The 21164-nt window shown below is 51.1% G+C and carries 11 protein-coding genes, 1 tRNA gene, 3 rRNA genes and 1 pseudogene; 12 read left to right on the forward strand and 4 right to left on the reverse strand.

Going from position 1 to position 21164, the window contains the following annotated elements:
- The first annotated feature begins 193 nt into the window (after positions 1–193).
- The 7 genes and pseudogenes from G7064_RS01620 to rplT all read left to right on the forward strand — a co-directional run bounded on the left by G7064_RS01620 (position 194) and on the right by rplT (position 8890).
- Entirely contained in the window at positions 194–2920 is a 2727-nt protein-coding gene (locus G7064_RS01620) for a DNA gyrase/topoisomerase IV subunit A (RefSeq protein ID WP_240935905.1), read from the forward strand.
- A 225-nt stretch (positions 2921–3145) separates the two neighbouring features.
- Positions 3146–3922 (forward strand): tetratricopeptide repeat protein, encoded by a 777-nt coding sequence (locus G7064_RS01625; protein ID WP_166072180.1) that lies wholly within the window; start codon positions 3146–3148, stop codon positions 3920–3922.
- Between the two features lie 138 nt (positions 3923–4060).
- Complete coding sequence (locus G7064_RS01630) at positions 4061–5179, forward strand: tetratricopeptide repeat protein (RefSeq protein ID WP_166072181.1); 1119 nt, start codon at positions 4061–4063, stop codon at positions 5177–5179.
- Positions 5180–5356: 177 nt separating this feature from the next.
- Positions 5357–7300 carry a threonine--tRNA ligase gene (gene thrS, locus G7064_RS01635; protein ID WP_166072182.1) on the forward strand — a complete coding sequence of 648 codons (1944 nt, stop codon included), beginning with the start codon at positions 5357–5359 and terminating at the stop codon, positions 7298–7300.
- A gap of 187 nt (positions 7301–7487) precedes the next feature.
- Positions 7488–8045: pseudogene (gene infC / locus G7064_RS01640) on the forward strand (translation initiation factor IF-3); the annotation flags it as partial.
- A gap of 170 nt (positions 8046–8215) precedes the next feature.
- On the forward strand, positions 8216–8410 hold the full coding sequence (rpmI, locus tag G7064_RS01645) for a 50S ribosomal protein L35 (RefSeq protein ID WP_133272907.1): 195 nt from the start codon (positions 8216–8218) through the stop codon (positions 8408–8410).
- Between the two features lie 135 nt (positions 8411–8545).
- Positions 8546–8890 (forward strand): 50S ribosomal protein L20, encoded by a 345-nt coding sequence (rplT, locus tag G7064_RS01650; protein WP_133272906.1) that lies wholly within the window; start codon positions 8546–8548, stop codon positions 8888–8890.
- Between the two features lie 764 nt (positions 8891–9654).
- On the opposite strand, the gene rrf is transcribed toward rplT, so the two are convergent.
- From rrf to G7064_RS01670, 4 genes are all read right to left on the reverse strand, one after another.
- Positions 9655–9766: ribosomal RNA gene (gene rrf / locus G7064_RS01655) — 5S ribosomal RNA — on the reverse strand.
- Positions 9767–9849: 83 nt separating this feature from the next.
- A 23S ribosomal RNA gene (locus G7064_RS01660) occupies positions 9850–12761 on the reverse strand.
- A gap of 239 nt (positions 12762–13000) precedes the next feature.
- A 16S ribosomal RNA gene (locus G7064_RS01665) occupies positions 13001–14513 on the reverse strand.
- The 16S, 23S and 5S rRNA genes sit together here, the layout of an rRNA operon.
- A gap of 603 nt (positions 14514–15116) precedes the next feature.
- Positions 15117–15190: transfer RNA gene (locus G7064_RS01670), tRNA-Met, on the reverse strand.
- Positions 15191–15325: 135 nt separating this feature from the next.
- Here G7064_RS01670 and G7064_RS01675 point away from each other — a divergent pair.
- The 5 genes from G7064_RS01675 to G7064_RS01695 all read left to right on the forward strand — a co-directional run bounded on the left by G7064_RS01675 (position 15326) and on the right by G7064_RS01695 (position 21071).
- Entirely contained in the window at positions 15326–15739 is a 414-nt protein-coding gene (locus G7064_RS01675; protein ID WP_084447460.1) for an START-like domain-containing protein, read from the forward strand.
- Between the two features lie 114 nt (positions 15740–15853).
- Positions 15854–17287 carry an LptF/LptG family permease gene (locus G7064_RS01680; protein ID WP_166072183.1) on the forward strand — a complete coding sequence of 478 codons (1434 nt, stop codon included), beginning with the start codon at positions 15854–15856 and terminating at the stop codon, positions 17285–17287.
- A gap of 175 nt (positions 17288–17462) precedes the next feature.
- Complete coding sequence (rpsO, locus tag G7064_RS01685) at positions 17463–17738, forward strand: 30S ribosomal protein S15 (protein ID WP_133272904.1); 276 nt, start codon at positions 17463–17465, stop codon at positions 17736–17738.
- A 194-nt stretch (positions 17739–17932) separates the two neighbouring features.
- Positions 17933–20098 carry a polyribonucleotide nucleotidyltransferase gene (pnp, locus tag G7064_RS01690; RefSeq protein WP_166072184.1) on the forward strand — a complete coding sequence of 722 codons (2166 nt, stop codon included), beginning with the start codon at positions 17933–17935 and terminating at the stop codon, positions 20096–20098.
- Positions 20099–20207: 109 nt separating this feature from the next.
- Positions 20208–21071 carry an RNA polymerase sigma factor RpoD/SigA gene (locus tag G7064_RS01695; protein WP_084447456.1) on the forward strand — a complete coding sequence of 288 codons (864 nt, stop codon included), beginning with the start codon at positions 20208–20210 and terminating at the stop codon, positions 21069–21071.
- Positions 21072–21164 lie beyond the last annotated feature (93 nt).

A 21164-nucleotide genomic window follows, 5' to 3' on the forward strand; every position in this document is an offset into this window, starting at 1 on the left:
CCCGAACCAGGAAGAGCAGCCAAACCTATTTGGCGCCGGCGACTCCTTTGAGTTCGAGTCTACGTCGGCCACACCCGAGGATGCTGATGCTGCATCGGAAAAGAAAAAGGCAGAATTTGTAGTGAGTGCCTCCGGCGAATTGCTGCTGTCTGAGTCGTCCGAGGATGTGCATGTTACGACTGAGCCCACGCCGGTGACGGAAGAAACGGAGGAGGAGCCCAAGTTTGCCCCCGGCGAAACCATTCATGACGTGGCCACCGTGGCTGGTATGTATCAGAACTGGTTTCTGGACTACGCGTCCTATGTGATTCTGGAGCGGGCTGTGCCTGCCATTGAAGATGGTTTGAAGCCCGTGCAGCGCCGCATTTTGCACGCCATGAAGGAGATGGACGATGGTCGCTTTAATAAAGTGGCCAACGTTATTGGGCAAACTATGCAGTATCACCCGCACGGCGACGCTTCCATCGGCGACGCGATGGTGAATCTGGGGCAGAAAGACTTACTGATCGAAACCCAGGGCAACTGGGGTGACATTCGCACCGGCGACGGAGCTGCCGCGCCGCGTTATATCGAGGCGCGCTTGTCCAAGTTTGCGCTCGACGTGGTGTTCAATCCTGACATCACCGACTGGCAGATGAGCTACGACGGCCGCAAGCGCGAGCCGACCACGCTGCCCGTCAAGTTTCCGCTGCTGCTGGCCCAGGGCGTAGAAGGTATTGCCGTAGGCCTGAGCACCAAGATTATGCCCCACAACTTCCGCGAGTTGTGCAAGGCCAGCATCGACGTGCTGCGAGGCCGTGACATCCAGTTGTTTCCTGATTTTCCGACTGGGGGGCTTTGTGACATTACTAATTACAACTCGGGGCAGCGGGGGGCAAAAATCCGCCTGCGGGCCACCATCGAGAAGGCCGATAAAACCATGTTGGTCATTCGCGATATTCCCTACGGCACCACCACCACGGCGCTAATGGAAAGCATCGTGAAGGCATCGGAGGCCAACAAAATCAAGATTAAAAAGGTAGTCGATAACACGGCCGCCGAAGTCGAGATTCAGGTGCACCTGCCCACCGGCGTGTCGCCCGACCTCACCATGGACGCGCTGTACGCCTTCACGGACTGCGAAATCTCAATTTCGCCCAATACGTGCGTTATCATCGAGGACAAGCCGCGCTTTGTAGGCGTGGAGGATATGCTACGGCTAAGCACCCAGAAAACGGTGCGGCTGCTGGAGCGAGAGCTCGAAATTCGGCAGGATGAGCTACACGAAAAGTGGCATTCGGCTTCGCTGGAGAAGATATTCATCGAGAATCGCATCTACCGCAAAATTGAGGAATGCGAAACCTGGGATGAGATTCTGGAAACCATTGACGCGGGCCTGAAGAAATTTGTGCGCGTGGAAGGGGAGAAGCAGAAGGCCAACGACACGCGCATTGTGCTGCGCCGTGCCATCACCCAAGATGATCTCACGCGCCTGACCGAAATCCGGATCAAGCGCATTTCGAAGTTCGACGGCTTTAAGGCGGATGAATACATTCAGAAGCTGGAAGCCGAGCTGGCCGAAGTAGCTGACCACCTAGCCAACATCACGCGCTACGCTATCAGCTATTTTGATGGCTTGCTGAAAAAGTACGGCACTGGTCGGGAGCGCAAAACCCAGCTTCGCACCTTCGACGTGGTAACGGCCCAAAAAGTAGCCGTAGCTAACCAGAAGCTCTACGTGAACCGTCAAGACGGCTTCGTCGGCTTCGGCTTGAAAAAGGATGAATTTGTTTGTGACTGCTCCGACCTCGATGATATCATCGCTATTCGCCGGGACGGTTCGTTCATGGTTACGCGCATTGCGGAGAAAACCTTCGTTGGCAAGGATATTCTGCACGTGGGTGTGTACAACAAGAACGACGACCGCCTGGTGTATAATATGATGTATCAGGATGGACCGTCGGGTGTAACTTACGCTAAGCGTTTCCTTGTGACGGGCATTACCCGCGACAAAACCTACGATCTGACCAAGGGGGGCAAAAACTCCAAGGTGCTGTACCTGACCGCTAACCCAAACTCCGAGTCGGAGATTGTGAGCGTGCAGCTAACGGACAAAGCACCGGCGCGGGTGAAGCAGTTTGAGTTTGACTTCGCTGAACTGGCCATTAAAGGCAAAGGCTCGCAGGGCAACATCGTGACCAAGCAGCCGATTAAGCGAATCAAGCAGGAGGCCCTTGGCGACTCCACTTTGGGTGGCCGCGAGATGTTCTTCGATAGCGTAGTAGGCCGCCTCAACACGGCTGGCCACGGCCGCTACCTGGGCACCTTCGACACAGATAATACGGTGCTGGTAGTGTACAAGGACGGCAGCTACGAGCTGAAGTCGCCCGATACCGCTCATCACTTTGATGTGCCCAATATTGTGCTGTTGCGCAAGCTGGAGCCCGATACCGTGCTCAGCGCCGTGTACGTGGAAGGGGAGACGAAAGTGCACTACGTTAAGCGCTTCAAAATCGAAACCAGCACGCTGGAGAAGCGATTCTCCTTTATTTCCGAAAGCAAAAGTTCCAAGCTGTTGGTTGTGACGGCCAACCCAGAGCCGCTGGTAGAGATGAAAGTGCAGCGCGACAAGAAATCGGACCGCGAAACCGAAAAGCTGCCGCTGCACACGTTTATTGACGTGAAAGGGTGGAAGGCGGCTGGTAACAAGCTAGCATACTATAAAATCCACTCCCTAGCTCTGCTCACCGACGAAGGTCCAGAGCCGGAGCGCCGGGCAGCGGCCAAAAAGCGCGGCCCAGCTACGATTCCAAGACCGGCAGCGCCCACGTCCGCTGAGCCGCTGCCGGAGCTTACGGGCCCGGTAGAAGTAACCAGTGAAGACGTAGAACGCGCCCAAGCCATTCTGCGACAGCCAAAATCACAGTTGAAGCTGTTTTAGATGAGAAAAAAGCCCCCCAGAAGCAGTCTGGGGGGCTTTTTTTGCTTAATTCTGCAAACTTAGCCTTGAAGGAACATCATAGGCTGCTTTTGTGGTTTGCCAGGTGTAGTCATGAATGATTAAGTTTCGGATTCCAACCCCAAATTACAACGCTGGTAGTAATGCCAAGCTATTTACTAGCCTATGTTTTTGCCCCGTATTGACAGGCCATTCATACTGCTAGGAATGCTCATGTTAATTGGGTCGGAAGCATTGGCTGCCACGCTTTCAGTGCCGGATGTAGGTAAACTATTAGCCGAGGCACGATTGCTTCAGCGAAAATACCTCGATTCGGAAGCGCTGGCGAAGTACGAGCAGGTGCTGGACGAAGATGCCAAAAATTATGAAGCACTCTGGCAGGCCGCAGCGCTCAGCGTGCGTATCGGTACGCGCTATACCGACGAAACGCGTCGGTCGGCATACTTCACGTCGGCCGGACAATATGCATATCGGGCTTTTGTAGCTAAGTCGGATGGGGGAGAGGCCAATTATGTCGTAGCCTTATCCTTAGTCAATCAAGCCACGCTGCTGCACGCTCGGGGGCGTTTGCTGATGTACAAAGAAATGCAGCCCTACGTGTTTCGGGCCGTCGCGCGCCGCCCCGACTGGGCCGATACATGGCAGTTACTCGGGCGCTGGCACTATCGCGTAGATCATTACAACGTGTTGGAGCGAGTGTATAGTGAGTTGATTTTGGGCGGGATGCCCGGCGGGGCAAGTAGCAATAAAGCGGTGGACGCACTCAAGCGCGCCCATGAGCTTGACCCGAAGCGCATACAATTCTGCTATGATCTTGCCCGTGTATACCAGAATCAGCGCCAGTTCGACGAAGCCATTACGGTGTTAGTCGCTTCGCAGAAACTGGAGCCTGTCACGAGTGAAGAGCTGGAGGTGAGTCGGCGCTGTCGGAACCTGTTGCAGCAACTGGCGCGAAAGAAACGCGGGCGCAATGAGGTCGAGTAAGGTCTTGTGTGGCTGACGGAATCGTTGTTGGCTTTGAGGTTATCTTTGTAGCCGGATAAGTAGTCGAGAATAGCGTTGATTGACTTTGTTCCGCTCGTTGTGGCTTATCTGTATTTCTTTCTAAGGTTCGTAGCTACTGTGGCTGTTTTTCGCCGTTTTCTGCCTTTGTTTTTGTGCGTCGCTGTCGCCTCCGCCTGCGACCAAGCACCTACTGGCCCACCGGCCACGATGGTAAACTTGGCTACCGTGCAAAGCGGCCCTCAATTACAGGCCAAGACGCTTGATGGTGCTATCGCCCGGCAACCCCGCAAAGCTTCGTTATACGCTCGCCGCGCTACATTTAGTCTCGATGCTGGTCAGATTGCTCCCGCATTAGCCGATATTGACCAAGCCCTCGCCCTCGATGACTCCCCCGGTGAATTTTACTTCATTAAGGCTCGCGCCTTACGCGCTCAAAATCGGCTCGAAGCCACGTTAAGTGCAGCGACTGAGGCTTCAAAGCGCGGGTTCTCTTCGCCTGAGCTGAATCTGTTGGTAGGTGAAACCCATTTAGCTGCCCGCCACCACCAGGCTGCCCTCGACCATCTCGACCGTGCCTTACAGCAGGAGCCGGAACTAGTTGCTGCTTTATTCTATAAAGGCTTAGCTCATGCTGCCTTAACTGATACCGCTCAGGCGCTGGATTACCTCCGCGCTAGCTTGGCCCGCGACCCTCGGCAACCCGAAATCCTCCATCAGTTGGCTTTCTTATCAAACGCAAACCGCCGCCCGACCGCCGCTGCGGTATACGCGACGCGTGGCCTGCGCCTAGCGCCCACGAATGGCTCCCTTTGGTATGATTACGGACGCCAGCACGAACTGCAAAGCCGGCCTGATAGTGCCTTACGCGCTTACACTCGTGCCGTAGCGTTGGATACTACGCTATATCGTGCCGATTACCGTCTGGGCTTAGCGGCATTTAAAAAGCGGCGCTACGCTGACGCTTTACCCCATCTACAGCGCGCTCTGCGCCGGGCTCCCCGCTTGCCGGGTGGCCGTCAGATGGTAGCAGAAAGTTTTGAAGCTCTGGGCCGATCCGCTGAAGCAGTTGCTCAGTATCGCATTCTGGTGGCCGAAAATCCAGGTAACAAACATTGGACTTATCGCACCTGGAAAGCGGGAGAACGGGCGCGTCAGTTACGTGGTGACACTGTCCGTCGTCCAAGTCGTCAGGCCATTGCTCCTTTGCCTGAGCGAGCCTTGCCTACGCTTCGCTAAGCAACGCGGGGGGCTTTTTTGGTGAAACTAAGACCTGTCATTAGTTCCTGACGCCAAGAGCAGTGTAGCTGTTTACCTAAAGATTTGGGGTGGTTGCTCTAATAAATGCCCCCCACATTCGGCCTAACCCACTAACTTGCGGCCTAACGCTGTTTGTAGAGCATTTTTCCCTAACCAATGATTGAAATCACTCTTCCCGATGGCTCCGTGCGCCAGTTTGTAGATGGCGCGACGGGCTACGACGTAGCCGCTAGTATTAGCGAAGGCTTGGCCCGCAATGCTTTGGGCGTGCGCGTAAATGGCGAGGTCCGCGACCTGCACCGCCCTATAATGCAGAATTCTGCCATCGAAATCCTTACTTGGAATGATGACGCGGGCAAGAATACGTTCTGGCATTCTTCGGCGCACCTGATGGCTGAGGCCTTGGAGGCATTATATCCGGGTGTAAAGCTTGGTATCGGTCCAGCCATCGAAAACGGCTTTTATTACGATATCGACCTAGGTGAAGGCCGCACTATCTCAACCAACGACTTCCCCCAGATTGAGCAGAAAATGCTCGAGCTGGCCCGCAAGAAAAGTCAGTATGAACGCCGTGAAGTGCCTAAAGCAGAAGCTATAGCCTATTTCACGGAGAAAGGCGACCCATATAAGCTTGACTTATTAGAGCGCCTGGAAGACGGTACGATCAGCTTTTATACGCAAGGCGATTTCACTGACCTTTGCCGTGGCCCGCACATTCCTGACACAAGCCCTATTAAGGCAGTGAAGCTGCTGAACGTAGCCGGCGCCTTCTGGCGCGGCGACGAAAAAAATAAGCAGCTTACTCGCGTCTACGGTATCACTTTTCCTAAACAGAAAGAGCTGACCGAATACTTAGAGCGCCTGGAGGAAGCTAAACGCCGCGACCACCGCAAACTGGGCAAAGAATTAGAGTTGTTCGCTTTTTCTGAGAAAGTAGGAGCGGGGTTACCGTTGTGGTTACCCAAAGGTACGGCTCTGCGTGAGCGCCTTGAGCAGTTCATGCGCCGTGCACAGGTAAAAGCGGGCTACCTGCCCGTAGTGACCCCTCATATTGGCTCAAAGGAGCTTTATGTAACGTCGGGGCACTATGAGAAGTATGGCGCTGATTCTTTTCAGCCCATCAAGACGCCTAATCCTGGTGAGGAATTTTTCCTCAAGCCAATGAATTGCCCGCATCACTGCGAAATCTACAAAACCAAGCCTCGCTCATACCGCGATTTGCCTTTGCGCCTGGCGGAGTTTGGGACAGTTTATCGTTACGAGCAAAGCGGTGAATTGCATGGCCTCACCCGCGTGCGTGGCTTTACACAAGATGACGCGCACATTTTCTGCCGCCCAGATCAGGTAAAGGAAGAGTTTATCAAGGTTATCGATCTTGTACTGTATGTGTTCCGGGCGCTTGGCTTTGAAAACTATACTGCTCAAATATCCCTCCGCGACCCCGAAAACAAGACAAAGTATATTGGCTCCGACGAAAACTGGGCTTTAGCGGAAAGTGCTATTCAAGAGGCAGCGGCAGAGAAAGGATTGCCTACGGTCACAGAATTAGGAGAAGCGGCTTTTTATGGTCCTAAGCTTGACTTCATGGTACGTGATGCGCTAGGTCGTAAGTGGCAGCTAGGTACCATTCAGGTTGACTATAACCTGCCCGAGCGTTTTGAACTCGAATATGTGGCCCCTGACAATTCTCGCCAGCGACCAGTAATGCTGCATCGTGCTCCGTTTGGGTCATTAGAACGCTTTGTAGCGGTGCTTATTGAGCATTGCGCCGGCAATTTCCCGCTGTGGCTCTCGCCTGAGCAATTTGCTGTATTACCTATTTCTGAGAAATATCAGGACTACGCACAGCAGGTTTATGACCGTCTAGTGCAAGCGGAGTTGCGAGGCTCGTTGGATAGTCGCGATGAGAAGATAGGGCGTAAGATCCGCGATGCTGAAATAGCCAAAGTGCCGTATATGCTCATTGTAGGGGAGAAGGAGCAGGAAAATGGCATTGTTTCACTCCGTAAACATGGAGAAGGCGATCTAGGAAGTATGCCAATTGAAGCATTCATTCGCAGCTTTAATAGTCAAGTAGCTGAAATGATAGTAGGCAATTAGGGAGCTTAAATAAAAACATGCCCATCATGGTAAATGCTCTGATGGGCATGTTTTTATATAGTCACTTTTTTAGATTCAAAAAATAAGCGGATATTTGCCCGCTGATTGAAACTCATCGCGGCTCGCTGTGTTGGGTTAAATAGTACCTAAAGATTATTCGCTCACCTTTCAGAAGGAGGACCAACTCATAGCAACCCCAAATCGCCGCTACATCCCCCGTGCTCAGGTGGAGGAGCCGTTTAAAATCAACCAGAAGATTACGGCCCGCGAAGTGCGCCTGGTCGGTGAAAACATCGAGCAAGGTGTTTATCCAATTGAGCAAGCTCGTCGCTTAGCTCAAGAGCAAAACTTGGACTTAGTTGAAATTTCGCCTACGGCCGTGCCGCCTGTATGCCGTGTTATCGACTACTCTAAGTTTAAGTATGAGCAGAAGAAGCGCACGCGCGAAATGAAAGCTAAAGCCACGAAGGTGGTGCTAAAGGAAATTCGTTTCGGTCCTAATACTGACGAGCACGACTTCGCTTTCAAGCTGAAACATGCGCAAGAGTTCCTGCGTGAGGGAGCGAAAATAAAGGCCTATGTGCACTTTGTAGGCCGCTCAATCGTGTTCAAAGAACGCGGTGAAATTCTTCTGCTAAAGTTTGCCCAAGCATTGGAGGACTTAGCTAAAGTAGAACAGTTGCCTAAACTCGAAGGTAAACGCATGTTCTTGTATCTGGCTCCTAAAGTGGCCGTAGTTGCTAAGCCTAAAGCACCCGCCACCAAAGAGGGGGGGAAAGAAGCTGCATCCAAAGAGCCTAAAGAAGTTAAAGCCAAAGAAGAACAGGCTTAAAGTAAGTCTAATTGATTGTTGCCTTAGCAATTGATTAATCAGATGCTTTATCAAGCATTTCCTTTTTCTCAATTTATACCACAATGCCAAAAGTAAAGACGAAATCCGGTGCTAAGAAGCGTTTTACGCTCACCGGAACGGGCAAGGTGAAGCGGAAGCACGCCTTCAAAAGCCACATTCTCACTAAGAAGTCTACTAAGCAAAAGCGCAACCTAACGCATGTTACGCTTGTTAGCTCGGCCGATATGAATCGGGTGAAGGATATGCTGAATATCTAGTAGCGTTTGGGACGCTGCTATGTGATAATAGTTTGGCCCAACTCCCTATTTGTAAATTCAGCATTTTAATAGTTTTCCACCAGGTACCCGGTTTGCAAGACAAGCATTGTCACCGGTCACCAAAAAAAGTAGGTTATGCCAAGAAGTGTGAACAATGTGGCTTCACGCCACCGTCGTAAAAAGGTAATGAAGCTTGCGAAAGGCTATTTTGGCCGTCGCAAGAATGTTTGGACCGTTGCAAAAAATGCCGTCGAGAAAGGTTTATTATACGCCTATCGCGACCGTAAAACCAAAAAGCGCGAGTTCCGCGCCTTGTGGATTCAGCGTATCAACGCAGGTGCCCGTGAGCACGGGTTGTCATATTCGCAATTCATGGGCGGCCTAAAGAAAGCAGGTATCGATTTGAATCGCAAAGTATTGGCTGATCTGGCATTAAATCATCCAGCTGCTTTTCAAGGAATCATCGAGAAGCTTAAGTAACACTTCTTACTGATTAATTAAAAAGCGTTCACCTTTTATAAGGTGAACGCTTTTTTTCTTTTGGATCATATTTAGTACTTAATAACACCTAAAACTAAAGCGAATTCTGTTATAGGAATGCTCCTTGTATTAATAATTGGGGGATTCGTACGCTTTTATGTGTAAATAAAAAAGCTTCATATTCATGAGCAGTGGCGAAATACGATATTGCTACTGACAGTTTTAAGCAATGATTTAAATGAGCAGCATGCTGGCCAATATATGTGTATTTGTACTCAATAAAAAGGACACGCCCAGCTGATCCAAAGGCTTCTTTGAGCTCTATTACTTAACTATAGGCTACCAATCACTTATTTACCTGCTCACCCTAATGTGTACAATTAGGAGTAAACTGCCACATAACACTATGATATGAATAGGTATTTATCACATACTCTACACAGTAATTGAAATACTACTAACTACTCCTGAAGTTATGCTAGTAATTCAGACTAATTATATAAGCAGCTTCGAATACGAAACTTAGGCTGAACGATCTGTGAGGATTCTGGCAAACCAAATGCTTCTGTAGCAATGTTATACATCATGTGAATGCCCATAGAGTTCACACCTTAATCATTGAGTAAACCTTTATGCTATGAGTATATGGGCCATTAAATAGTCCAGTGTCAGAGGGGTAGGGAAGGTGGAGCAGGAATGGCTAGAAACGCGAACAGCCCCCCGCATCCGCTGATCGGGGACGCTGGGGGCTGGACTGAAAGTAAGGTTGGCGGCGACCGACTCTCCCACCGGTGAAGGTAGTACCATAGGCGCTCCGGGGCTTAACTGCTCTGTTCGGAATGGGAAGAGGTGAACACCCGGGCTAAAGCCACCATTACTGGCGGTCGTGGCTAATGCACAGCCACAACAAAAAACGTTGACGTAGAAAACGAGTAAGAAGCCACAGAAAAGAGCTGGTAATAGGTAAGTGTTCGAGTCATTAGTACTACTCGGCTCGGCCATTTCGGACCTTCCACCTGTAGCCTATCCACGTGGTAGTCTACCACGACTCTTCGTATATGAGAGATCTCATCTTGAGGTGAGTTTCGCACTTAGATGCTTTCAGCGCTTATCTCATCCCAGCGTAGCTACCCGGCGCTGCAGCTGGCGCCACAACCGGTGCACTAGCGGCTGGTCCATCCCGGTCCTCTCGTACTAAGGACAGGTCCTCGCAAATCTCTAACGCCCACCACAGATAGGGACCGAACTGTCTCACGACGTTCTGAACCCAGCTCGCGTGCCACTTTAATCGGCGAACAGCCGAACCCTTGGGACCTTCTCCAGCCCCAGGACGTGACGAGCCGACATCGAGGTGCCAAACCTCCCCGTCGATATGAGCTCTTGGGGGAGATCAGCCTGTTATCCCCGGCGTACCTTTTATCCTTTGAGCGATGGCCCTTCCATGCGGAACCACCGGATCACTATATCCGTCTTTCGACCCTGCTCGGCTTGTAGGCCTCACAGTCAAGCCCGCTTCTGCTATTGCGCTCTGCGTACGGTTACCAAGCGTACTGAGCGGACCTTTGAAAGCCTCCGATACTCTTTTGGAGGCGACCACCCCAGTCAAACTACCCACCAGACACTGTTTCCCCGTCTCGGAGATTAGGCACCGAGTAACACAAGGGTGGTATTTCAACGTTGGCTCCCCGAAAGCTGGCGCCTCCGGCTCATAGCCTCCCACCTATCCTACACATGTGTTACCCAGCGTCAATGTCAAGCTATAGTAAAGGTGCACGGGGTCTTTCCGTCCCGTGGCGGGTACTCGGCATCTTCACCGAGACTACAATTTCACCGAGCTCACGGCTGAGACAGCGCCCAGATCGTTACACCATTCGTGCAGGTCGGAACTTACCCGACAAGGAATTTCGCTACCTTAGGACCGTTATAGTTACGGCCGCCGTTTACCGGGGCTTCGATTCAAACCTTCGCCTTGCGACTAAGTTCCCCTCTTAACCTTCCGGCACCGGGCAGGTGTCAGACCTTATACTTCCGCTTACGCGTTCGCAAAGTCATGTGTTTTTGTTAAACAGTCGCCTGGGCCTTTTCACTGCGGCTTCTTGTCTTGCGACAAGGAAGCGACCCTTCTCCCGAAGTTACAGGTCCATTTTGCCGAGTTCCTTGGCCGTGATTCACTCGAGCCCCTCAGGATACTCTCCTTGACTACCTGTGTCGGTTTGCGGTACGGGTTACAATAAGATTAAAACGCTTAGCAGGTTTTCTTGGCAGTCTGATTAGGTACACTATCCCCGTGGCCGAGGCCGTAGGGTACTATCACGTTTCAGCAAAGTCAGCGGATTTACCTACTGTCTCTATACCTACGCGCTTCAACGGGCACTTCCGTCCGCCCGCGGTACTTTCACTTCTGCGTCACTGCATCACTTCTCATTGTAAGTGCTGGAATATCAACCAGCTGTCCATCGACGTAGCCTCTCGGCGTAGCCTTAGGTCCCGACTAACCCTGCTCCGATTAGCGTTGAGCAGGAAACCTTAGTCTATCGGGGGGCGGGTTTCTCACCCGCCTTATCGTTACTCATGCCTACATTTGCTTTTCTAGCCGCTCCAGCACGCCTGACAGCATACCTTCACCGCTGCTAGAATGCTCCCCTACCACTTGCATATAATGCAAATCCATCGCTTCGGTACCGGACTTGATGCCCGCGTATTATCGATGCCCTCTCGCTCGACCAGTGAGCTGTTACGCACTCTTTAAATGAATGGCTGCTTCCAAGCCAACATCCTGGCTGTCAAGGCAAGTGGACCTCCTTTGTTCAACTTAGTCCGAATTTAGGGACCTTAGCGGATGGTCTGGGTTCTTTCCCTCTCGGCATGGGACCTTAGCACCCCACGCCTCACTGCCGGCTATATTACGTGGCATTCGGAGTTCGTCTGGATTCGGTAGGCTTTGACACCCCCTAGTCCAATCGGTAGCTCTACCTCCACGTAACTCAACGCCGACGCTGTACCTAAATACATTTCGGGGAGTACGAGCTATTTCTCAGTTTGATTGGCCTTTCACCCCTACCCACAACTCATCCAAATCCTTTTCAACGGAAACTGGTTCGGGCCTCCAGTTGGTTTTACCCAACCTTCACCCTGGTCATGGGTAGATCACAAAGTTTCGCGTCTACCCCCCTGACTCTGCGCCCTATTCAGACTCGCTTTCGCTGCGGCTCCATGACTTGAGTCATTTAACCTTGCCAGGGAGGAGTAACTCGTAGGCTCATTATGCAAAAGGCACGCCGTCACCCCACAAAAGGGCTCCGACCGCTTGTAAGCACACGGTTTCAGGTTCTTTTCACTCCTCTATTCGAGGTTCTTTTCACCTTTCCCTCACGGTACTGGTTCACTATCGGTCTCTCAGGAGTATGTAGCCTTAGCGGATGGTGCCGCTGGATTCAGAGGGGATTTCTCCGGTCCCCCCCTACTCAGGAATCCTCTACCGTGCTTGATTCTCTCGCTTACCGGACTCTCACCGTCTATGGTCGACTTTCCCACGTCGTTCAGCTAAAATCAAACAATCAGATGTTGAGGTCCTACAACCCCGCGCTGGCCGTAACCAACCCGGTTTGGGCTCGTCCCCGTTCGCTCGCCACTACTTAGGGAATCATTGTTATTTTCTGTTCCTCCGGGTACTTAGATGTTTCAGTTCCCCGGGTTTGCCCGTCTACCACTAAAGATAGACGCCCCTGTGCTTCACACAGGTGGGTTGCCCCATTCGGATACCCGCGGATCACCTCGTATGTGCCAATCCCCGCGGCTTTTCGCAGCTTATCACGTCCTTCTTCGCCTCTGAGAGCCTAGGCATCCCCCGTGTGCCCTTGTTTACTTACCTTATCTCCTTCCGCAAGGAAAGGAGGGCTCATAACAAGAAACCACTAAAAGTAGTCCTCGCTTCTTTCTTTTTCTTCTTACTCGTTATCCTACGTCAAAGAACAGTTGATCTACTACTTAGATCAGAGTAGGAGGGAAGTATTACTACCTCTCTCCCTAATAATATTTGAATGAGAGGAAAAGACGTGTTGGTAAGTTTGTCGTGTAGCGACTAAAGTTCGAGAGTTGGATCCGCTCCAGAAAGGAGGTGATCCAGCCGCACCTTCCGGTACGGCTACCTTGTTACGACTTAGCCCCAGTTACCTGTTCTACCCTAACTGGCTTCTGTGACGAGCACCAGCTTCAGGTCTACCAGACTTCCATGGCTTGACGGGCGGTGTGTACAAGGCCCGGGAACGTATTCACCGCGTCATTGCTGATACGCGATTACTAGTGATTCCAGCTTCACGGAGTCGAGTTGCAGACTCCGATCCGAACTGAGACCGGTTTTGTGAGATTGGCGTCTGCTCGCGCAGTAGCGACCCTCTGTACCGGCCATTGTAGCACGTGTGTAGCCCTAGGCGTAAGGGCCATGATGACCTGACGTCGTCCCCGCCTTCCTCACTGCTTGCGCAGGCAGTCCTTCTAGAGTCCCCGGCATTACCCGCTGGCAACTAAAAGTAGGGGTTGCGCTCGTTGCGGGACTTAACCCAACACCTCACGGCACGAGCTGACGACGGCCATGCAGCACCTTGCTTTGTGTCCCGAAGGAAAGCCTGATCTCTCAGGCGGTCACGCGCATTCTAGCCTAGGTAAGGTTCCTCGCGTATCATCGAATTAAACCACATGCTCCACCACTTGTGCGGGCCCCCGTCAATTCCTTTGAGTTTCACTCTTGCGAGCGTACTCCCCAGGTGGGATACTTAACGCTTTCGCTAAGTCACCAACAGTCTATCGCTGGCAACGAGTATCCATCGTTTACGGCGTGGACTACCAGGGTATCTAATCCTGTTCGCTCCCCACGCTTTCGTGCCTCAGTGTCAGATGTAGCCTAGGCAGCTGCCTACGCAATTGGGGTTCTGGACGGTATCTATGCATTTCACCGCTACACCGTCCATTCCGCCACCCTCGACTACTCTCAAGCTTGCCAGTATCCAGGGCAGTTCCACAGTTGAGCTGTGGGCTTTCACCCCGGACTTAACAAGCCACCTACGCACCCTTTAAACCCAATAAATCCGGACAACGCTTGCACCCTCCGTATTACCGCGGCTGCTGGCACGGAGTTAGCCGGTGCTTATTCCTCAGGTACCGTCAGTTTAGGACGCATCCTCTTTTTCTTCCCTGAGAAAAGCCGTTTACAACCCAGAAGGCCTTCATCCGGCACGCGGCATGGCTGGGTCAGGCTCTCGCCCATTGCCCAATATTCCCTACTGCTGCCTCCCGTAGGAGTCTGGCCCGTATCTCAGTGCCAGTGTGGGGGATCACCCTCTCAGGTCCCCTAAGCATCGTCGCCATGGTGGGCCGTTACCCCGCCATCTAGCTAATGCTACGCAACCCCATCTGAATCCAATAAATCTTTACCGTCTAAGTGATGCCACTCACACGGCTTATGCGGTATTAATCCGCCTTTCGGCGGGCTATCCCCCAGATCCAGGTAGGTTGGTTACGCGTTACGCACCCGTGCGCCACTAGTGTATTGCTACACCCGTTCGACTTGCATGTATTAGGCCTGCCGCTAGCGTTCATCCTGAGCCAGGATCAAACTCTCCATTGTATAAATTCTCTTCACCTATGCGAACATAGGCTGCTGTCATGGGCTTGATCCAACTCTTTGTGTTGAACTCGTCTGGTTACGCTTGCTGCCCGCGGTAGTTACCTACTCAGGGCAGCCTTACCAATTTGTCTTTTCCAATCATTCAAAGAACGTGTGCCAGTCCCAATTGGACTAACCCTGTGGCTACCCGTGTAGCCTTGTTTTGCTGCCTTACGCCGAGCGTCTTTTCGTTCGGGGTGGCAAAGGTACAAACTGTTTCTCCTTTCGCAACTAAACAAAGAAATTATTTTTTGCCGCTGCTTCCGATTGAAGCGTCTCTGCGTTGGGGCTGCAAAGGTAGAAATGTCTATTGGTAATACAAGAGACTCTCTAATTATTTTTTATGGATTGTACACCTTAATATAACATGATGCACTTTTGAGATGCCCATACATGTACATTTCTATTATGTAAGCACATCAGCATAAAAACTTATGTGTGTTTTATCGATACAATAAAACCTAATATATGCTTAGGCTAGAAGACATAGCCAACGATGAAAAAGTTTAATGCGCAATCTTGAAAACAAAAAAGGCCTTCCCGTTGTAGGAAGGCCTTTTCTTGTAGCGGGGACGAGAGTTGAACTCGTGACCTCAGGGTTATGAATCCTGTGCTCTAACCAACTGAGCTACCCCGCCGTTTTTTGATGGCGCAAAGGTAGGCACAAGATTTGACCCGATGCAATCCTTAGTAAAAAAAAACCCGTGTATATTGCCCGCTGCCTGCCATGTATTCCGGGTGGGTGTAATGCCGTTCTTTAATATCTCTGCTTTATGCCGCTCTCTGCCACTCGCTCGAAACACCGCTTTTCGGTTGAATACCCTATTAATGCCTCAACTAAAATTCTGTATCCATACTTGGCTTCAGCCTCAGGACTGACGCAATGGTTCTGTCAGGACGTGCGCATAGACGAGGATCACCGGTTTAACTTTATCTGGGACAATCAGCCACATTACGCCGAGATGAGCTCACACCGCACTAATCGTTCGGTACGGTATGTATTCCTGGATCAGAATAAACGCCTAACGCCGGATGCGAGCTATCTTGACTTTACATTGGAGGAATCGCAACTAACGCAGGAAGTGTATTTGCGTGTGTTAGACTACTCGGAGGAAACAGACGAGGAGGAGCTCCAGGAAATGTGGGATAGTCTAATCGTTAAGTTGCGGGAACAAGTAGGCGGCTAAGTCGAGTTTGATATAAAAAGTGAAGGAGCAGAAGCTAAACGGGCAGTAGCTACGTTTACTTACTGCTCCTTTTTTAGTAGAAATGCCCTCCAGGGGTTCATTTCTGACCAAACAATGAAAAAACTCGATAAACTGATTCTCAAGGCCTTTGCTGGCCCTTTTTTGCTGACTTTCGCGGTTGTAGAGTTTATCCTGCTGACGCAGTATATGCTCAAGTATATGGATGACATAATTGGGAAGGACCTCGGTTTTGCGGTCATTGGCCAGTTGTTATTCTTCTTCAGTGTGCTGATGGTGCCAATTGCCCTTCCCTTGGCAGTGCTCTTGTCGTCGCTTATGACTTATGGCACTTTAGGGGAACACCAGGAATTGACTGCGATTAAGACTTCCGGAATTTCGCTGACCCGCATTCTGAGACCTGTACTGCTAGTGAGTCTGGTATTGGCCATTGGCGCTTTTTGGTTTAACAACACTATTGTTCCCAAAGCCAATCTGAACGCCTATAGCTTGCTGTGGGATGTGCGCCAACAGAAACTGTCCTTAGATATTCGGGAAGGGGTTTTCTATAATGGTATCCCAGGGTACACTATTAAGGTGAATCAGAAGGCTGGCGAGAATGGCGACCTTCTTAAGGGCGTTATGATTTATGACCATACTAATACAGACGGCAACTCCAAGGTTATTCTGGCTGACTCAGGTCGGATGTTTATGCGCTTTGGGGGGCAATATTTGGGGCTTGAGCTATTCGATGGCGTCATGTATCTGGAGCAGCCCGATGTTCGAAATAGGGCAGGAGCAAGCTTCGTGCGTCAGGCTTTTTCGCGCAACTTGATTACATTCTCCTTAGCTTCTTTCGACTTGAATCGGACGCAGCAGGAGTTGTTCACGGAGAACAAAATGATGATGGATCTGCCACGTCTGCATCAATACACCGATTCGCTGCATAAGCGCTTAGGAACTGAGCGACAACAGCAGGTACGCATGCTGAACCCGTATTATGTGCATATGCGCCTTGATACTACAGGGCGAGCGGCAAATCAGCGGGTATCTAACTTGCAGGTACCAACCAACGAATTGCCCCCGCTTACGCTCAATCAGGTGCAGCAAGCCACCAACCGGGCGCGCAACCTACGTGGCTATCTAAGCAGCTCGGTAGAGCGTCTTACCACACTGGCCCGTGAAACAGGTAACTACCGAATTGAGATTTATCGCAAATACACACAGTCGGCTGCTGTATTAATCATGTTTTTGATTGGCGCACCGCTGGGGGCCATTATTAAGAAAGGTGGACTGGGCGTGCCAGTGCTGATCTCTATTCTATTCTTTATTATTTATTACGTGGCTTCGATTATGGGAGAGAAGTATGGTCGAGAAGGTGTGCTGCCAGTAGGATTAGGGATGTGGATTGCCGATGCGCTGCTACTGCCGGTCGGCCTGTTCTTCCTTTACCAAGCACGTCGTGACTCAGGCGTATTAGAAGTCGATTTCTGGCGCCGACTACCGGCCAAAATTCGCTGGCCCTTCCGTGGATACCGGCGTGCAGCCTAAAAGTAGTAATGGCTTACTATACCTTGGCTACGATCCTTCAAAGCAAAAAGTACTGATTCGGACTCGCGAAAACGAACAACGAGCCATAAAAACCCTTACCTTTGCGGCCACTCCGAGATGCGGGGTGGCCTTTTTTCTCATATTTTAATTCCAGACGGGTAACTCCTATCTGCCGATGAAACTCACTACCGAAGCAAAACAGACTATTTTCGCAGAAAATAGCCTCTCCAAATCTGCCACCGACACTGGTTCGGCTGAATCGCAAATCGCGTTGTTCACGCACCGCATCAATCACCTGACGGAGCACCTAAAGGTTAACAAAAAAGACTTTTCGACTCGCTTGGGCTTGCTCAAGCTTGTAGGTAAGCGTCGTCGCCTGCTCGACTATTTGCAGCACCGCGAGATTAACCGCTACCGCGCAATTATCAAGGAGTTGGGTATCCGTAAGTAATCCCGCCCATAGGAGCAGGGAGCCCTCTTTAGAGGGTTCCCTGCTCTTTTTTTGACCCCTTTGGTCACTATTTGGGTAGGGTAGTTTGTTTGTAGTAAAAAGCCCCCCAAACGATTATAGAGTAAAACAGTGCCGGAGGCCGGCGCTATTTTTTTGGCTGCTCGCCCGCTGTCGCTTTTCTAAGCAATTTTCCGATGCCTAATTACCACGCTATTACCAAAACTATTACGTTGCCGGACGGTCGGCAGATAACCCTTGAAACGGGCAAGTTGGCCAAATTCGCCGATGGGGCGGTAGTGGTACGCCTTGGCGATGCCATGCTACTGGCTACGGTAGTCTCACAGCCTAGCCAGCGCGGAGATGTTGATTTCCTGCCATTGTCAGTTGATTACCAAGAGAAGTTTGGCTCGGCTGGCAAGATCCCTGGTTCATTTCAGCGCCGCGAAGGCCGCTTGTCAGACTATGAAATCCTCGTTAGTCGTCTCGTAGACCGCATTTTGCGTCCTATGTTCCCCAAGGATTATCACTACGAGGTACAGGTGATGATCTCGCTGATTTCAGCTGATAAAGATGTACAGCCTGATGCACTCGCCGCCTTGGCTGCTTCAGCTGCATTGTCTGTCTCTGATATTCCATTTGCTGGTCCTATCTCGGAAGTACGGGTGGCGCGCATCGATGGTAAGCTGCAAATCAACCCCAAAACTTCGGATATTGCCCGTGCCGATATCGACCTCATCGTAGGAGCTACGGCCGATTCGGTGGCAATGGTGGAGGGCGAGATGAATGAAGTGAGCGAGGAAGAAATGGTGCAAGCCATTGCTTATGCCCACGAAGCCATTAAGGAGCAGGTGCGTGTGCAGATGGAACTGGGCGCCGTAGTAGAAAAAGCTGCTGTTAAGCGTGATTATCCAAAATACGAAGAAGATGCAGAACTGAAGCAGCGTATTACCGAAGCTGTCTATCAGAAAGCCTACACTGTCGCTTACTCGGGTAATACTAGTAAGGCCGGCCGTAAGGAAGGTTTTGGTTCTATTAAAAAGGAGCTGCTTGAAACGCTCTTGGCTGAGCAGCCCGAACTGAACATGAAAATGTTCGGTCGCTACCATGCATCTGCGGAAAAGAAAGCGATCCGCGACATGATGATTAAGGAGCGTACCCGCTTAGATGGTCGTAAACTCACGGAAATTCGTCCTATCTGGAGCGAAATCAACTACCTACCGGGTGCTCATGGTTCGGCGTTGTTCACGCGGGGTGAAACTCAGTCCCTGACAACGGTGACTTTAGGCACCAAACTGGATGAGCAAATTATCGACTCGGCTATGCTATCGGGCTACAGCAAGTTTATGCTGCACTACAACTTCCCGGCCTTCTCGACTGGCGAAGTAAAGCCCAATCGTGGCCCAGGCCGTCGGGAAATTGGCCATGGTAACTTGGCTTTGCGCTCTTTGAAGCGAGTTTTGCCAAGTGAAGAAGAAAATCCCTACACCATTCGCATTGTGTCGGATATTCTAGAGTCAAACGGCTCTTCATCGATGGCTACAGTGTGTGCGGGTTCGCTGGCGCTGATGGATGCAGGCGTGAAAGTTCGTGCTGCAGTATCTGGTATCGCCATGGGCCTTGTTCAAGACAAGGAAACCGGTGAATATGCTGTGTTGTCTGATATTTTGGGTGATGAAGATCACTTGGGCGATATGGACTTCAAAGTGACAGGTACGGAAAAAGGTATCGTGGCTTGCCAAATGGATATCAAAATCCAGGGCTTAAGCAGCGAAATCCTGACTGCTGCTCTACACCAGGCGCGCGAAGGTCGTCTGCACATCCTAGCCGAAATGGCGAAGACTATCAGCCAGCCAGCCGCCGACATGAAGCCACATACTCCTCGCTCGCACAAGATGCTGATCGAGAAAGAGTTCATTGGCGCTATTATCGGACCTGGTGGTAAAGTCATTCAGCAGATCCAGAAGGACACCAACGCCACGGTAATCATCGAGGAGAAGGACGAAAAAGGCCACGTAAGCATCTACGCATCGAACCAAGAAGATATGGAAGCAGCCATTGGCCGCATCCGTGCTATTGCAGCTCAGCCAGAAATAGGTGAAACCTACAAAGGTAAAGTTCGCAGCATCCAGCCTTACGGTGCTTTCGTAGAAATTATGCCTGGCAAAGACGGCCTATTGCACATTTCAGAAGTAGGCCATGAGCGCCTCAACAGCTTGGAAGGTGTACTGGAAGTTGGTCAGGAAATTGACGTAAAGCTGCTTGATATTGATAAGAAGACCGGCAAATACCGTCTCTCTCGCAAGGCCTTGTTGCCGCGCCCAGAGCGCACGGTTGCTGATAATGGTGAAGCTCAAGCCTAGTCAGTCGAACTTTCGCGGGTACTGGCATGTTGCCCAAAACTAGCCGGTACCCGTAAAAGGTATCAGTAATGTCAAATAACTATCATAATACAACTCTTTCGCGCCCGCAATGAGACAGCTTAAAATCAGCAAGCAAATCACCAACCGCGAAAGCCAGTCGCTGGATAAATACCTCCAAGAGATTGGCAAAGTGGATTTGCTCACCCCCGACGAGGAGGTAACGCTGGCGCAGCGGATTAGGGAAGGCGACCAACAAGCACTGGAAAAGCTTACCAAGGCTAACCTACGCTTTGTGGTATCAGTTGCCAAGCAGTATCAGAACCAGGGCCTATCGCTGGGCGACTTGATCAACGAGGGCAACCTTGGTTTGATTAAGGCGGCTAAGCGCTTTGATGAAACCCGCGGCTTTAAGTTCATTTCTTACGCCGTATGGTGGATTCGTCAGTCCATTCTGCAAGCCTTGGCCGAGCAGTCGCGCATTGTGCGCTTGCCGCTGAACCGGGTTGGTTCCCTCAACAAAATTTCGAAATCTTTCTCTGAACTAGAGCAAAAATTCGAGCGGGAGCCCTCGCCTGAAGAAATTGCCGAAGTGCTGGAACTGACTACCTCTGAGGTAGTTGATACGCTCAAAATATCCGGTCGCCACGTATCCGTAGACGCGCCGTTCGTGCAAGGTGAAGAAAATCGCTTGCTCGACGTGCTAGAAAACGAAGACGAGGAATCGCCTGATACGGGCCTGATGAACGACTCTCTGCGCAAAGAAGTGCAGCGCGCCCTCTCCACGCTAACCAAACGTGAGGCGGACGTGATTACTCTTTATTTCGGCCTAAATGGCGAGCATTCGCTCACTTTGGAAGAAATCGGTGAGAAGTTCAGCTTGACTCGGGAGCGGGTTCGCCAGATCAAAGAGAAGGCTATTCGCCGTTTGCGTCACACGTCGCGCTCCAAAGCTTTGAAGCCTTATCTGGGGTAAACTTTGCCCCCAGCTTACAAAACCCCAGCCTATTCGTTGGGGTTTTTTGTTACACGTGGTAGTAGCGTACCCGCAGTTGTACTTTGAAACAAT

Origin of the sequence: Hymenobacter sp. HDW8 (genome assembly GCF_011305775.1) — a bacterium.
Taxonomy (GTDB): Bacteria; Bacteroidota; Bacteroidia; order Cytophagales; family Hymenobacteraceae; genus Hymenobacter; species Hymenobacter radiodurans.